Source organism: Acinetobacter sp. ABJ_C1_1 (assembly GCF_044684115.1).
In the GTDB taxonomy this organism is placed as follows: Bacteria; Pseudomonadota; Gammaproteobacteria; order Pseudomonadales; family Moraxellaceae; genus Acinetobacter; species Acinetobacter nosocomialis_A.
Genome location: NZ_JBITPU010000001.1, coordinates 732,272 through 747,477 on the forward strand (window position 1 = coordinate 732,272; position 15,206 = coordinate 747,477).

General features: G+C 37.1%; 13 protein-coding genes. 6 read left to right on the forward strand and 7 right to left on the reverse strand.

What is annotated here, in order from left to right; genetic code table 11:
• The first annotated feature begins 24 nt into the window (after window positions 1–24).
• From ACG59Z_RS03570 to ACG59Z_RS03580, 3 genes are read left to right on the forward strand one after another with little or no spacing between them, the layout of a single operon-like run.
• Window positions 25–639 (forward strand): RNA polymerase sigma factor, encoded by a 615-nt coding sequence (locus ACG59Z_RS03570; RefSeq protein WP_000362317.1) that lies wholly within the window; start codon window positions 25–27, stop codon window positions 637–639.
• Window positions 629–949: a hypothetical protein gene (locus tag ACG59Z_RS03575; RefSeq protein ID WP_002052599.1), complete on the forward strand. Its 321-nt coding sequence runs from the start codon at window positions 629–631 to the stop codon at window positions 947–949. The genes ACG59Z_RS03570 and ACG59Z_RS03575 overlap by 11 nt, the downstream gene beginning before the upstream one ends.
• Window positions 939–1,328: a DUF3106 domain-containing protein gene (locus tag ACG59Z_RS03580; protein WP_022575263.1), complete on the forward strand. Its 390-nt coding sequence runs from the start codon at window positions 939–941 to the stop codon at window positions 1,326–1,328. Before ACG59Z_RS03575 ends, ACG59Z_RS03580 begins: the two co-directional genes overlap by 11 nt.
• Window positions 1,329–1,410: 82 nt before the next feature.
• On the opposite strand, the gene ACG59Z_RS03585 is transcribed toward ACG59Z_RS03580, so the two are convergent.
• The 4 genes from ACG59Z_RS03585 to cxpE form a co-directional block, all read right to left on the reverse strand.
• Window positions 1,411–3,849 carry a CSLREA domain-containing protein gene (locus ACG59Z_RS03585; protein WP_400197955.1) on the reverse strand — a complete coding sequence of 813 codons (2,439 nt, stop codon included), beginning with the start codon at window positions 3,847–3,849 and terminating at the stop codon, window positions 1,411–1,413.
• A 15-nt stretch (window positions 3,850–3,864) separates the two neighbouring features.
• Window positions 3,865–5,715 carry a rhombotarget A gene (rbtA, locus tag ACG59Z_RS03590; RefSeq protein ID WP_400197956.1) on the reverse strand — a complete coding sequence of 617 codons (1,851 nt, stop codon included), beginning with the start codon at window positions 5,713–5,715 and terminating at the stop codon, window positions 3,865–3,867.
• Between the two features lie 328 nt (window positions 5,716–6,043).
• Window positions 6,044–6,742 carry a DnaA regulatory inactivator Hda gene (gene hda / locus ACG59Z_RS03595; protein ID WP_001249536.1) on the reverse strand — a complete coding sequence of 233 codons (699 nt, stop codon included), beginning with the start codon at window positions 6,740–6,742 and terminating at the stop codon, window positions 6,044–6,046.
• 20 nt (window positions 6,743–6,762) lie between these two features.
• Complete coding sequence (gene cxpE, locus ACG59Z_RS03600; protein WP_400197957.1) at window positions 6,763–7,956, reverse strand: chloramphenicol efflux transporter CxpE; 1,194 nt, start codon at window positions 7,954–7,956, stop codon at window positions 6,763–6,765.
• 135 nt (window positions 7,957–8,091) lie between these two features.
• Here cxpE and purM point away from each other — a divergent pair, with 135 nt between their 5' ends.
• A complete protein-coding gene (gene purM / locus ACG59Z_RS03605) occupies window positions 8,092–9,162 on the forward strand; it encodes a phosphoribosylformylglycinamidine cyclo-ligase (RefSeq protein ID WP_191001246.1) in 1,071 nt (356 codons plus the stop codon).
• Window positions 9,159–9,788 (forward strand): phosphoribosylglycinamide formyltransferase, encoded by a 630-nt coding sequence (purN, locus tag ACG59Z_RS03610; protein ID WP_400197958.1) that lies wholly within the window; start codon window positions 9,159–9,161, stop codon window positions 9,786–9,788. The genes purM and purN overlap by 4 nt, the downstream gene beginning before the upstream one ends.
• Window positions 9,789–9,852: 64 nt before the next feature.
• Here the strand turns inward: purN and ACG59Z_RS03615 are convergent, their stop codons facing one another.
• Together ACG59Z_RS03615 and sppA are read right to left on the reverse strand one after the other, a co-directional pair.
• On the reverse strand, window positions 9,853–10,662 hold the full coding sequence (locus ACG59Z_RS03615) for an alpha/beta hydrolase (protein ID WP_311069444.1): 810 nt from the start codon (window positions 10,660–10,662) through the stop codon (window positions 9,853–9,855).
• 19 nt (window positions 10,663–10,681) lie between these two features.
• Window positions 10,682–11,698, reverse strand: coding sequence for a signal peptide peptidase SppA (gene sppA / locus ACG59Z_RS03620; protein ID WP_284118850.1), 1,017 nt, complete (start codon window positions 11,696–11,698; stop codon window positions 10,682–10,684).
• Between the two features lie 136 nt (window positions 11,699–11,834).
• On the opposite strand from sppA, the gene ACG59Z_RS03625 reads away from it, so the two are divergent.
• Entirely contained in the window at window positions 11,835–12,818 is a 984-nt protein-coding gene (locus ACG59Z_RS03625; RefSeq protein ID WP_400197959.1) for a lysophospholipid acyltransferase family protein, read from the forward strand.
• Here the strand turns inward: ACG59Z_RS03625 and ACG59Z_RS03630 are convergent.
• Window positions 12,771–15,203 (reverse strand): DNA internalization-related competence protein ComEC/Rec2, encoded by a 2,433-nt coding sequence (locus tag ACG59Z_RS03630; protein ID WP_400197960.1) that lies wholly within the window; start codon window positions 15,201–15,203, stop codon window positions 12,771–12,773. The genes ACG59Z_RS03625 and ACG59Z_RS03630 overlap by 48 nt on opposite strands.
• Between the last annotated feature and the right edge of the window lie 3 nt (window positions 15,204–15,206).

Below are 15,206 nucleotides of genomic sequence, written 5' to 3' on the forward strand. Positions count from 1 at the left end.
CCAATGACAGGATTTTCCATCTCCATGGATTTAGCACCGAAAAAGTCTCGATCGGAAGCATCTAGTGTTCATGCCAGCACGGCTGAGCAACGCCTAAAGGTTTTTATGCAAGATGTTACTGGTCGTGCTTTGGTGATGATGGAGAGTGCTACCCAAGGTCAACAAGGCATTGCCATGGACTTGGTTCAAGAAGCATTTATTGCTTTACACAAGTCTTACGCCGATCGAAGTACTGAAGAATGGTATCCGCTGTTTTATACGATTCTAAACAACAAACTTCAGGATTGGCGCCGCAAAGAAGCACGTCGAGCAAACCCATTTTCATTCTTCAAAAAAGTTAGTCTAGACAATGATGATGAAGAAATCATTGATATTGTCGATGAAAAAGCAATCAATCCAGCAGATTTTCTAGATCAAGCAGTGACCATAGAAGAGATTCAGGAAGCGATTGCAAAACTACCTGTTCGTCAACAACAAGCTTTCATGTTACGTGCGTGGGAAGGTTTCGACACCCATACTACAGCACAAATTATGAACTGCACTGAAGGTAGTGTAAAAACCCATTATCATCGAGCAATTCAGGGACTTAGAGAGTACTTAGCGCATTTAAATCCCATGGGAGGTTCTAATGAATCATGATGATTTCACTAAAAAGGTGACGTCTAAACTCGATAGTTTAGCCCATCACCATAAAAATAAAACAGTGGTGATGAATCATGTGCTTGACCATATCCAACAAAAACCAGCCTCTTTTTATAGTGTCTGGAAAATGACTGGTTTTGCACTTGCTGCAGCGATTACTGGTTTTGTTATTTTACCAAATTCGGTAGATATGATGGATAAGCCACAAAATCAAGTTGTTGTAAATCCTAAATTATCTCCACAAATGGTGGAAGATTTAGAAATGCTGATGGTGTTGGGTGAGGATAAAGTTCAACATGGTAGCTAAAAAGTTAGCACTTATCCTTTGTTCATTAAGTTTCCTGCAAACCAGTTTTGCGGGTTTTGAACGCTTTTGGATTTTTTCTAAAGATGCCAATACTCAAGTAGACGATACTTGGAATGCTCTATCTGAAGAAGAGCAACGAGCAGTAATTAAACGTTATCAAAGTTTAAAAGAATTGCCACCAAACCAAAGCGCTAACTTGCAACAACGCATGGATTGGTTCAACCAACTTCCAGATGCAGAAAAGCAAAAAATGCGCGAAGCTTGGCAAAAAATGAGTACACAAGAGCGTAATGATTTACGTCAGCGTATGTTAAAAGCAAGTGCTGATGAAAGAACTGCTATACGCGAAGAATATATCAATAAATATTTAGAGCACTAAAAAATCACTTTTTAACAATGTGCTATTTAAACATCTAATAACAAATAAAAAAGCCTCCGATGGAGGCTTTTTTATTTTGCTTTTACTTACGATAACGTCTATAAGCAATCAAACCTAGCAGTGATGTAAGAGAGAAGATTCCGATACTTCCTCCACCGCCACCACTTCTAGAATCATCGGTTGTAGTTGCTGTGCTTACTAAGTTAATTGTTCCCGCTTTGGCTGAAATGGTTCCATCTGCGTCATAAACATAGTAAGTCAATGTATCATTGAAAGTATTAAATACATTTTTTGCTTGAATATAGATGTTGCCACCATAACACGTATTTTTACTATCTTTGCCTGGACATGGACCTTCCCGATCAGCTTTGATTACCGTAAAAATTCCATCTTTTGATGTTTTACTCGGTAAGTAAATTGGTAGCTCAGCACCTTGATCATTTACCCAAAATGAAGGTTTATTAGGTTTAGTACTAAGTGTATTAACGGGTCCATCACCATCATCATTTGCATATTTAAGTAAATTTAGTGGAATAATTTCATTAGCTAAGTATTTAAAGCTTATCGTACCATCTCCTGAAACAGGGGCAATATTTGCAAATTTCGCTTTAATCAACCCGCTACTCAGTTCCTCCCCAGTCTTAGTGGTAATTGTATATTTACAAAATTCATATGTTGTATTTGAAGTAACATCATCATCAACACGATAAAAGAGAATTTGCTGTACTGTCGGATTCCACTCACACCGCTGATTTTTCTTAGTCTCAGTATCAGATGTTAAATCTTCTACTTTCTGTCCAACGCCTAGCGGTTCTGCTTTAACACTATAATCAGTCGTATTAAAAAACTTTAATACATGATTCGCGTCTTCACTTGGCAGTGGAAAACCATAGTTTTTTAAATCTATATAGATAGCTCGATATTTTGTATTTACATGAGCAGTATCATTCTTAAATTTATCAAGTAAATCCTTAAATTCAGCTAAACGAACTTTATAATAAACAATAAAATTTGATGGTGTAGTTGGATCTTTTAGCAAACCATCATACAAATCGTAACTTTTCTGAAAAGTATCTAATAAAGTCGTAAATGAGATATTGCCTAAACCTTCTAAGTCACCTGCTGTAAGCTTCATTAATTCAATTGAACCAATATCACAACTATTTTTAATATTTCCTAGCGATTGATAATAATACGTATTACTTACTAATCTAGATAATCCACGTTGGTCTTGATTTTGACATGTACCCTTATTTTCCGTATCTACATCGATCAAATCTGTTGCTGAGAAATTATTTTTAGGGTAATAAATTGGTAAAAAACCATTATTCTCATTAGCTTCTTTTAAAGGCTCTAATAAAGTACTAAAGACTTCATTTTTTATATCAATATTTGTATTGCCTGTAGGAATTAATTCTGTAGGTACATCACATTTTGGACTATTACCTGTTAAGTTTAATGCATTAAATTTCAAATTTAATCCAGTATCTTTTTCTGCTGTCGCCGCTCCTAATAAGTATCGACATGCGTAAGTACCAGTATTAAATGCTAATATATTAAAATCTAAGTCTTTTTTTCCTAATTTATCATATAGGAAAGTTGTATTTGCAGAGTTCTCAACTATTGTATTGTTTTGCAATGCTAAACTACTAGATGAGCTTAAATTACTAGTTTGATTCTGTGATGGATCAGCATCTCCAGTAAATTTAAGAATACTACCATTAGTAAGGCTGGCTATATTTTTCGCAATTGTATTATTTGTAAAAGTCGCTGTAGGGCTACCACAAAAGTCAAAAGTACTTATAGAATCTGTTCCCCCATTATCTATAAAGCTATTTGAGTCAAGCGATAAAGTACGTGCGCTGTATGTGTTATTAAACATACAACTCATTGCAAGAATACTACCTTCAATAGAAGACTTACCATTGCCTTGGATCAAGGAGTGATTCATCGTTAAACTAGAATTACTTCCTCCAAGATAAATTGCTCCGCCTTTAGGAGCTTGCGAATTTAGAATCTGGCTATTTTTTAGAGTTATATCCGCACCAGCATAAATTGCACCACCTTGTTCAGTACTTTTGCCATTTTCTAAAATGATATTAGTCAACGCTAAAGGTTGTTGGGAAACAGCTGTATTAAAGATACGTGATTTTCCACCAGCATTTATATGGGTTTGAAGCGGTTTTTGAGCTGGATAGTCATTAGTTAAGACCCCTTTTCGCTCCCAATCTGTTGCCTCTTTACCAATGATATTTAAAGCAACTTTAGGAGTTAACTCTTTATTTAAAGTATAAGTACCAGCTTCGAGTTGAATTGTATAATTCTTATCAATTGCGGGAACTTCACATCCTCCATAAGATTTTCGCATTTCTGCTGCTGTAATAGCTTCACGTAAAGAACATGCATTCATGTTCTCATTATCTTCATCATCAAATGTTGTAACTTTTATTGTGGTTTGAGCCATTAAAGGCATTGCTGCGATAACAGCAATCACACCTAGTGCTTTTTTATAATTCTTCATAGTCCTCATCCCTGATTATGACTTGAAACGGCGTAATGCAATTAATCCAAATAACCCTAAAATTAATCCACTACCAACACTTCCCCCTCCACCTGTGCTCACAGACTTATCTTCGATGCCAGATACAGGTTCTTGGACTACAGTTGCAGGAATAGTAATATATTGGAAATCTGAACCATCATTAAATCTTGATACACTCGTAACAACTTGAATTTTAAAAATGTCTGCACCATGCCAATTTCCATTTGGTGTGTAAACAACATTTCCATTCTGATCTAAAGTAACAGTACCTTTAGAAATTGGTGTATCAGTACTTTGTATAACTTTAAGACATCCAGGTTGCCATTCTTTACCATCAGGACGGTCACCAAATAAACGTTTACATGTAGCAGGAGTGACCAAATCTGCTTCACTCAAAGAGCCTAAAATACTAAATTTTGCAACTTGACCATATTTAATATCTTGGCCAACTGGAGCAATTTGGTTATCTAAAATATATTCAATTGCACCTAAATCACAAAGTTCATCGTAACCACTACGATTTTTACCACGTTGATCATATCTTTCACAGCTTGCTAAACCTATTGAAGAACCATCACTATAAAGACGTCCTTTATTTATGATTAATGAATCAGATAAACTTTGATAACTTTCAAGTAAACGTGGTCTAAAGAAACCGAGAAAACTATCTTTTGGCGTATTGTAAGGGCATAATAATCCAGTCAGAGAGGTTACATCACATACACCTTCATCACTATCACCCGCAATCAGCTTCTCACTCGCGGGATAAAGAATATTAGGGAGCTTTGCAGTAGCATTACGATTACATTCTGCTGTAACTAAATTACTTTGTATGACGGCCTTGTCAGTCGTACTTACCTGACAATTAACAGTATTTCCTACTAATATACTATTTGAAACTGAGGCATTACTTTGTGGAGCATCAAGAAATAGCCCTTTATCATTTTTAATCATTGTAATGTTATTAACAAACATTCCGTCTCGGATGTTCGCAATAAAACCACCTTTATTATGAAAAATTGTACTATTACTTATACCAATTGCTCTGGAAGTTAAATATCCTCCCGTACTTTCATCGGCAAATTTAGTTTGTGTATAAAGTAAAGCATTATCTGCCGTTGTAACTTCATTATCACGTATTACAGATTGAGTAATAAAATAGAGCGGCATTTCACTATATAGAACGCCACCTTGAGCTGCTTTATTATTCTGAATTAAATTATTGATAAGCGTAACTGCACCAGCAGTATTTGTCGTATTAGATAAATTACCTGCGTTATAAATTGCACCACCTCGTGTTGCATAACCATTTATCAAACGTGAATTTCGAATAATTAATTGTTCATGGTTATAAATCAACCCGCCTTCTAATGCTGTCGTGTTAGGACCTGCACCTTGTAAATTAAGATCGCTTAAAGAAACAGAAAAAGATGCTTTTTCAACATTCTCATCATCAATCTTAAATAGCTGATCTGTACCCACCATTTTTATTGTCGCGTTATGCGAACCTGGTTGATCGTCTACTAAAGTAGAATCATTTTTTGCTGTACTAATTGTAAGAGGAGCTGTAATCGTTATTCGGGTATTTAATGCATATTCTTTATCACGCTGTAAAATAATATTTGATGAAGCATCTTTATTTCCACAGCCATGGTAACCATTTGCATATTTTTCTACATCAGCTGCATTAGATGAACCACGATAATTTAGAAACTGTACAGCTTCTCGTAGCGTACATACCGTATCATCTTTATCTTCATCAACTAAGCTTGTGACTTGAATATCAGCAGAATAAGCGTGCCCAGCAGCAGCCAATAATGCAAAAGCAATGCTCCGTTTGAGCATACCCTTCTCCTTACCTATTTTTTTCATTTTTCTTTGTCAATATTGCAAAGTTTCCACTTTTGCAAACGCATCCTTTGTGCGTACTTTGTCACAGGAATCAGAATTTCTCAAGATGTTTTGATCGGTCTATAGCGTCATTTTAGATAAGTAGCTTTATAAATATTTGGACAATTAAACATCTATTGATATATGGAAATTTTACTTATGAAAAAATTTAACATTTCACTCTAAGGCTTAAAGAATAAGTATTTAATAGTTCTTATTTTATTTTTACATTAGAAAATCGAACTTAGCCTAACCAACAAAAAAGACAAAATATAAAAAGTATTTATTGTTGGTATTCATCAATCAAAGCATAGATCTGTCTTAAAGTTGCATTTGAAAGCTTAGTCTTCTCACCTTTAAGAAGTTTCTCTAGTTGAGCTACGGTCTGCAACAATACAGAAGCCTGATGAGGTCCATGTAAAAGTAAATAATCTACAATCTGCTGATCGAAATGGATACCACGTCGCGCCATAACAGAAGTGACTAGAGCATAGCGGTCCGCATATAAACTTCCACTTGGCACTTTTACACTGACTGCTTGAGTAAGACGTGACTGTAAGTCTGGCAGCTCCAGTTTCAATTCAATCGGTGCAACACGTGAAGAAAATACAAGTTGCCCTTCATGGTTATTCATTAAATGAAACACCGCTTTTTGCCAGTGCGGCACACCACTAATAGATTCAATGTCATCTAAAGCAACTAAGTCATAGTGCTCTAAACAGGTAATTGCCTCTATGGGAGCATCAAGAAGTTCTAGCAAAGAAACTTTAATTGCAGACTTACCCACTTCCAAATAAGAATCACAAATTGCCGAAAGCAAATGACTCTTACCTGTTCCTGCACCTCCATAGATATAAAATCTATTTACTAGACCTGCATGTAGTTGACGCACTGCATCGACTACATGCCCCCAACCTGGTCCCGAAAAATCACTGATTCGGGCATCAAGTTGAGGTTCTATATCCAGTTGGAGTTGACGCATATAATGAATTGGCCTTGAAATTATTTCTGATCTGAAAGATTCGGTGTATCTGTATCTTGCTGTGTTTTAACTTCAAGATCAAGTTTAGTATTTCCAGTTTTTACATGAATTTGCTGAATATTACCCTCTTGTACAAATAATTCCGAATACGCGCCATAAAGACTACTTTTTTCGTAGTTATCTCTTAGATGTTTTAAGAGTACAACAATGACGGCAGCCACTGGTAATGCGATGAGCATTCCTAAGAAACCAGCAAGTTGTGCGCCTGCCAATACAGCAAATACAACCGCAACAGGCGAAAGACCAATTTTATCACCGAGTAGGAAGGGTTGTAGAATATAGCCTTCTACTGCTTGACCAATCATAAAAACCACACCAACGAGTAGTAAGTGGGTCCAGTCCAGTCCAAACTGGAATAAACTCGCAATAACAGCTGCAATAATACCAACAGCAAATCCTAAATAAGGAATAATACTGGCAAGGCCAGCCACCATCCCAATAATAAGCCCGACCTCTAGCCCAATTAACTGTAAACCTACGGCATAGACTACGCCGAGCAAAAGCATAACGAGGAACTGACCTTTAACAAATGCTCCTAAAACGCTATGGCACTCACGAACGATTTGTAAAGTAGTCTCTTCATATGGTCGTGGAATGAGACGACGTAAGTTCAGTAACATACGGTCCCAATCGAGCAAGAAATAGAAAGCAATAATCGGAATTAAAACGATTGTTCCACCAATCTGAATAAAATTCAGACCTGATTGTGCAAGCTTTAATAAAACAGCTTGAATACTATCGGCACTGTAATTGGTCTGAACATAATCCATGACCGCTTTGGACATTTGATCGGTATCAATTTCCATTTGCTGAACATGGAATGTTGAAGAAATCCACGGTAATAGCTCTGCATTAATCCAATGAATTCCCGCCGGTATACTATCTCGTGCATAAACAAGTTGTTTCCAGATAAGTGGAACCAAATACCATAACGCAACAGTTAAAGTTACACCGATACCGATAAAAACAATGCTAATTGCCAACCACCGAGGTAGCTTAATTTTTACTAGAACATCGACCAGTGGACTAAATAAATAAGCCAGGAAAAAAGCACCAAGAAATGGAATGACCACAGGCTTGAGCAAGTATAATACCCATACCAGCAATACAATACCTGCGAGTAAGAAAATACGGCGCAGTATACGATCTTGCATAAAATATAGCCTTTTTTGATTTAATCGTTATAAATGGAAAAATATTTTTATTAAAGATAGCATTTTCGAGCATAAATAACATAAGAGTTTCGTATATTCAGGTTATAATCTGCCGCCAATGCGGAGACTTCATTTATGAGCAACTCAACTTCTACCCCAAATACCGGTTTAAGCTACAAAGATGCGGGTGTTGACATTGAAGCGGGCGACGCACTGGTCGATCGTATCAAGTCAGTCGCTAAACGTACAACTCGTCCAGAAGTAATGGGCGGACTTGGTGGCTTTGGTGCACTATGCAAAATCCCTAAAGGTTACGAAGAACCTGTTTTGGTTTCTGGAACTGACGGCGTAGGTACTAAATTACGTTTAGCTCTTAACCTTAATCGTCATGACACAATCGGCCAAGACCTTGTCGCGATGTGTGTTAACGATCTTTTGGTTTGTGGTGCAGAACCATTATTCTTCCTCGATTACTATGCTACTGGTCACTTAAACGTAGACGTAGCTGCTAATGTAGTTACTGGTATCGGTAAAGGTTGTGAACTTGCAGGTTGTGCACTTGTAGGTGGTGAAACAGCTGAAATGCCTGGCATGTATGAAGGCGAAGATTACGATCTTGCTGGTTTTGCCGTAGGTGTTGTTGAGCAAAGCAAAATTATTGATGGCTCTAAAGTAAAATCTGGTGATGTACTTATTGGTGTTGCATCAAGCGGTGCTCACTCAAATGGTTATTCATTACTTCGTAAAATCTTAGATGTTAAGAATGTAGACTTAACTCAAGTGGTTGATGGTCGCCCTCTTGCAGATGTTGCAATGGAACCAACACGTATTTATGTAAAACCAGTTCTTGAGCTTTGCAAACAAGTTGATGTACATGCTATGGCACACATCACTGGTGGCGGTTTACCAGGTAACTTACCACGTGTATTACCAAATGGTGCTCAAGCTGTAATTAATGAAGCTTCTTGGGAATGGCCAGAATTATTCAAACTTCTACAACGTGAAGGCAATGTAGAACGTTTTGAAATGTACCGCACCTTTAACTGTGGTGTAGGTATGGTGATTGCAGTTGACGCAAATGATGCAGAAAAAGCAATTGAAGTGCTTAATGCTCAAGGTGAAAAAGCTTGGAAAATCGGACATATCCAAGAAAATGCTGAATCAGTGGAAGGTGCAGACGAAAAAATTCGTGTGATCTTTGAATGATGAAAATTGCTGTTCTAGTCTCTGGGAACGGCAGTAACTTACAGGCCTTGATAGATGCAAATCTATCAGGGCAAATTGTAGGTGTATTGTCCAATAAAGCCGATGCTTATGCTCTAGAGCGTGCTCAAAATGCCAATATCGCAACAGCGGTAATCTCGCATAAAGACTTTCCTAGTCGTGCCGATTTTGATGAAGCGATGCATCAGCAACTTATGACGTGGCAAGCTGACATCGTTATCTTAGCTGGCTTCATGCGTATTTTAACTGCAAACTTTGTCGATAAATGGCAAGGTAAAATGCTCAACATCCACCCTTCATTATTACCTGCTTATAAAGGTGTTAATACACATCAGCGTGTATTAAATACAGGTGATCGATTGCATGGTTGTACAGTTCACTTTGTAACTTCTGAACTTGATGCTGGTCAAGCAATTGCTCAATCTGCGATTGAAGTCAAAGAACATGACAATGTTGCCTCTTTGGCAGAACGTGTACATAAACTTGAGCATTTCATTTATCCTCAAGTTGCAGAGTGGTTATGTAATGGCCAACTGACATGGAAAGATGGACAAGCCTATTTCCGTAATCAAATTCTTGAACACCCTATACGTTTTGCATCTTGGTAAAAGCTTTGCTCAACGTCAATTAAAAAAGGACATGCATGCATGTCCTTTTTTAATGAAAGTCTTATTAGTGTGAATTGCTATGAATAAGCTTCTTAATATAATTCACTGTCTCAATCGGATGCTCTAGAGGGAACATATGCCCTCCTTCAACGACACTAAATGGAATTCCCATTTTACGCTTTGCCATTTGAGGGAAACCTCTTTTTAAGAAGGCACTTTCTTTTCCTACAACTAAATGTACAGGCATTTTTGGTTTTGGCATAGGTAGCCACCACCAAGAAGGATTTTTACGGAAAATCGCAACTTCATCTTCACGAGAAATAGTGAGAGTTACGCCGCCACGTACCGAATCTTCTTTCAAAGCATAATCAATATAAGCTTGAAAGCAGTCTTCATCAAAGTCTTTATAAAAACCTTTTGGACGTAACAAAGAAGCCGCTTGCTCACGTGACTCCCAATGTTCACGACGACGTGCAGATAAACCTGCAGGTGTCATGTCATCAACTATCTTGGGTTTAAACAGTTTTGCCATATGAAAAGCAAAAGAGTATCTACCCAAAATAAGAGGTGGATCTAACATTATCACTTGTGAAAAAAGCTCAGGGCGTTTAAAAGATGCCATTAAGGTTAAAACTGATCCCAGCGAATGCCCAAGTCCAATCACCTTTCTCCCTTTAGCTTGACGTACAATACTATCAATCACCTGATCAACTAAAAAAGGCCAATGATCGGTAATTGGATAACGTTTGTCAGGACCAATGAGTGGAACATAAATGATGTCATACTCATCTTTTAATTGATCAAACAATTTTTGATACACCATAGATGGCACACCGTTGGCATGCGCAAAGTGTATAACCGGTTTTACTGACATACCGTTATCCTGATTTAAATTATTGTAGCTTGGCGTCTTGGCTCATTTCTAAACGTTGAGCAACTGACTCACTCAAACCTTTACCCATTTCTGCTCCCATTCGACCGAGAATAGATTGTAGTGGGTTACGTTCAATCGTGTAGTCAACTTTATTATCAAGCTTCAGTTCACGCATCAAGCTCGTAATGTTACCTGAACGGTCAGCAACACCTAACTGAATTGCTTGTTCACCAGTCCAGAAAAGACCAGAGAAAATAGCAGGGTCATTCGATTTTAAGCGTTTCCCGCGTCCTTCTTTAACTGCATTAATAAAATGAGTATGGACATTATCGAGTACAGACTGAATATGTTCTCTTTGTACAGGATTAATCGGTTTTGTCATACTTAAAATGTCTTTATTGGTGCCCGCTGTCAAAGTACGGTCTTCAATTCCGAGTTTTTGAGCTAAACCAGTAATGCCATAGTTCGGCATAATGACACCAATTGAACCGACCAAACTTGATGGATTCACAATAATTTCATCAGCAGCAGAAGCAATATAATAAGCACCAGAAGCACCCATATCACCAATTACTGCATAGACTTTCTTGTCAGGATGTTCTTTTTTCAAATAGCGAATTTCTTGCCAAATTTCATCCGACTGAACAGGAGAACCGCCAGGAGAATTAATATTAAGTGCAATTGCTTTACTATTTGAAGCTTCAAAAGCACGTTTAAGCGCTTTATTCGTATCTTCACTATTTACTGCTTGATTACTTGAAGCATCAATGGTTCCAACAATATCAACTACAGCCAGATGAGCACTGCTACTACTTGCTGCTGAGCCTTCTTTGCTGGTTGAGCAACCCTTGCCCATTAACACAACAATAAATAATAGATAAATAAAAGTAAGTGTTTTAAAGAATATACCCCAGCGACGACTACGGCGTTGTTCTTCTACAGAAGCCATTACAGCTTTCTCAAGGATTTGCCATTCTGGTCCGTTCTGTTTAGGGGTTATAGGTTCATTTTGTGGTTTTGGTGGCCAATCGGACATAAAATTCCAATCCAAATCAATCGAAATGATGTCATTATATACGTTGATTTGATAAAAACTGTCTAAATAATATGATTTCATTTATAATATTTTTGTCTTTTTTATTTGTTGTTCCCTCCTTACCTTACTGCTATAGATGACTAGACCAGATTCAAAAAGCATGAACTATCAATTACTCAAAACATTTAGCCGACTACCTATTCAATTTGGGCGCTCTATTGCTCGTCTATTGGCTGGTCTTGTAAATACTTTAAAAATTACTAAAACCTCAAAAAGTATAGAACTTAACTTAAGAATTGCCCTACCTCACTTAACACCACAACAACGTATAGCAATTACAGAAAAGGCTATACGTAATGAATTAACCTCATATTTTGAGTTTTTAAGTATTTGGGGTTCATCGAACCAAGAAAATATTGCTCGAATTCATTGTATAGAAGGCGAACAATACTTTCATGATGCTTTAGCAGCGAAGAAAGGTGTTGTACTCATTGTTCCTCATTTTGGTACATGGGAAGTGATGAATGCATGGTGTGCCCAATTCACATCAATGACCATTTTATATAAACCAGTCAAAAATGACGATGCTGACCGTTTTGTACGAGAAGCTCGCAGCCGTGAACAGGCGAATCTCGTCCCGACCGATGAAACTGGCGTAAGACAAATTTTTAAAGCACTTAAACAAGGTGAAACTACAGTAATTTTGCCGGATCATACTCCGAATGTAGGTGGAGATATGGTGAATTATTTTGGTGTTCCACTTGCTTCAAGTAATTTAAGTGCCAAGCTCATCCAAAAAACTAAAGCAAAAGCTTTATTTCTGTATGCGATCCGTAATGAAAATGACGGGTTTACCATGCATATTGAACCTATGGATGAGAAAATCTATGAAGGCTCTGCTGACGATGGCACTTATGTCATCCATCAAGCAATTGAGCAGCTCATCCAAAAATATCCAGAACACTATCACTGGAGCTATAAACGCTTTAAAGCAAACCCAGCTTTAGATAATATTTATAATGTTGACCCTTCGGAAGCGATTAAAACTGTGAATAGACTCAAAGCTGAAGCTTTAGGGAACTCTACGCAACCAGATCCGCTCAAAACGTCGGTCATGTAAAACCATTTTGTGGTTTTCCAGAACAAAACTTAACTCCCCTTGCTCTACTGTACTTTTAAGTGGGATATGAAGGGCTTTTAAACGATTGATAACCTCTTGGCTAGGATGGCCATAACGGTTATCAAACCCTGCCGATGCAATTGCCAGTTTTGGTTTTAGGGTTGCTAGAAAATCATAAGCCGAACTGTGTTTGCTTCCATGATGCCCTAATACCAAAACATCTACTTTTAAGCTTGGATAGTCTTTTAACAATTCGTATTCTGCCTCCCATCCCGCGTCTCCCATAATCAGAAAATTTTGGTAACCACTGACTCCTTTAAAGTGGATATAGACAACGCAAGAATATTGATTCTGTTGAGAAGGTACAAAAACTAAATCTTTTTCTTTAGGCCATAAAACTTGAATGTCTAACTCAGGATATTGCCATTGTTGACCTTGATAGCAATATTGAAATGACTGCTTGAGAGTATTTGAAGATTGCTCATTTGAGAGAACCTGCTTTACAGGAATCTCCTGCTGAATGGCAGGAAAAGCCCCACTATGATCTTGGTCAAGATGAGACAACACAACACGATCTAACTGTTTTACACCTTGTTGGCGTAAAAATGGGACTACAACATTTTGACCAATACTAAATATCTTTTCATCGTAAGAGCCGCCTGTATCAATTAGCCAGTTTTGTTCAGGATGTTGTAAGAAAATAGCCTGTCCCTGTCCAACATCTAAAATATGAAGCTGAGTTTGCTGGTTCGTTTTATTCACTATAATGAGAGGTAAGCAACAGAGTAATCCCCACGTTTTTGGCAAGGCTCCTTTAGGCAAAAATAAAATAAGAATACCTAAACTAACTGCAAATAGAGCCAGTGGCGTCAAGCTTATACCCTGTAATGGTAAAGAGAGTTTTTCTAATAAGTCCAAACAACTCAGTAAGATACTGAGTAAAATATCATTGAAATGAAAAAGCATATTTCCAAATGGTTTTACTACAAACCATGCGCAAGCAGCCATGATATTTAAAGGGACAATAACACCACCAATAATAGGCACAGCAATAATATTGGTTAATGGAGCAACCCAAGAAATTTGTTGAAAGAACAGTAAGGTTAAAGGACTCAATGCAATAAATATTTTGCCTTGAGACTCAATTAACACCTTACTCATAAAAATCAGTTTTGAACTCAGACTTAAAAAATGTTGCTCAGGTAATTGCACTATAGTTTGGTAAATTCTTAATAAAATAAAGCATGCCCCATAAGACAGCCAAAAACCTGCAGAAAGGACACTAAACGGGTCCATTAGCAACAGTAGACTTGCGCTATATACCAGTAATGCAAATGGTTTAAGGGGTTGTTTTAATACTAGGAAAGAAATAAATATAAAGACTGACAACAATGTCCGTAGTGCAGGAATTTCAAACCCCACAAAAGCTGTATAAATTAAAACACCGAAGCAGCATGGCACAGCCATCAAAACCTGTTTCGGTTTCCATAAATAAATTTGAGGGTAATAACGACAAATGAGTTGATGACATACCCAAGACAACATAATGGCAAAAATAAGTACATGTGGACCCGAAATTGCCAATAAGTGAGCAATTCCTAATTGTTTAAATTGTAGTTGAGTTTCATCTGATAAAAGACTTTCATCACCAGTCAGCAAAGCTAAAAGTAGGCCCTTTTGCTGTAATGAAGAATTGTGTAATAGGTGCCTAAAAGTTAAGCGAAGCTTTTCTATATTTAAATGAAATCTATTAAAAAAGGACTGCTGTTCTCTTAAATGCTGTTGATATCCCAATCGATATATTTCATCAAGGCTTAAAAGCTCAATATGCTGAACAATAAAACCAGACATGATATTTCGCTGAACAAACCACCTTTCCTGATCAAAAGCTCCTGCTGTGGCATAACTATGAGCAGGTTTTGTTTTTCCAGATAGTCGATAGTAATGGCCTAATTCAAGTTCTTGACTGCCCTTCAACACACCCTGATTATTATTTTTTAAATACAATAGCCAATTTACTGGTTCTTTTGATAAGTTTAATACTTGTGCAGTTTGTTGAACTTTATTGTCTTTTTCTTCACTGATTTGCTTTATATAAACAATAATATCTAAATTTTTTGAATCCGTTTCTCTTTGTTGTAAGCGTTCGATCAGCGTATTCTCGGCATATTGATACCCGACAATAAACAGACTTGTTGTACATAGCAGGCAATAAATAGCCTTTAAAAGTGGTCGGCCAACGAATACTGAGCGTCTAAAAAGATAAAAAATAAAGGCAAGTAAAAGTAGAACTTTAGCTACTTCTCCATATTGCATAATTAAAGGTAAATTAATACCCATTAATGCAATACCGCCGATCCACCCCAATAGAATAATTTTAAACATTCA

Bases quoted from the DNA above. Each gene is read 5' to 3' on its own strand.
- ACG59Z_RS03570 (WP_000362317.1), top strand. From the start codon at position 25: ATGGATTTAGCACCGAAAAAGTCTCGATCGGAAGCATCTAGTGTTCAT.
- ACG59Z_RS03575 (WP_002052599.1), top strand. From the start codon at position 629: ATGAATCATGATGATTTCACTAAAAAGGTGACGTCTAAACTCGATAGT.
- ACG59Z_RS03580 (WP_022575263.1), top strand. From the start codon at position 939: ATGGTAGCTAAAAAGTTAGCACTTATCCTTTGTTCATTAAGTTTCCTG.
- ACG59Z_RS03585 (WP_400197955.1), bottom strand. From the start codon at position 3,849: ATGAAGAATTATAAAAAAGCACTAGGTGTGATTGCTGTTATCGCAGCA.
- rbtA (WP_400197956.1), bottom strand. From the start codon at position 5,715: ATGCTCAAACGGAGCATTGCTTTTGCATTATTGGCTGCTGCTGGGCAC.
- hda (WP_001249536.1), bottom strand. From the start codon at position 6,742: ATGCGTCAACTCCAACTGGATATAGAACCTCAACTTGATGCCCGAATC.
- cxpE (WP_400197957.1), bottom strand. From the start codon at position 7,956: ATGCAAGATCGTATACTGCGCCGTATTTTCTTACTCGCAGGTATTGTA.
- purM (WP_191001246.1), top strand. From the start codon at position 8,092: ATGAGCAACTCAACTTCTACCCCAAATACCGGTTTAAGCTACAAAGAT.
- purN (WP_400197958.1), top strand. From the start codon at position 9,159: ATGATGAAAATTGCTGTTCTAGTCTCTGGGAACGGCAGTAACTTACAG.
- ACG59Z_RS03615 (WP_311069444.1), bottom strand. From the start codon at position 10,662: ATGTCAGTAAAACCGGTTATACACTTTGCGCATGCCAACGGTGTGCCA.
- sppA (WP_284118850.1), bottom strand. From the start codon at position 11,698: ATGTCCGATTGGCCACCAAAACCACAAAATGAACCTATAACCCCTAAA.
- ACG59Z_RS03625 (WP_400197959.1), top strand. From the start codon at position 11,835: ATGACTAGACCAGATTCAAAAAGCATGAACTATCAATTACTCAAAACA.
- ACG59Z_RS03630 (WP_400197960.1), bottom strand. From the start codon at position 15,203: ATGTTTAAAATTATTCTATTGGGGTGGATCGGCGGTATTGCATTAATG.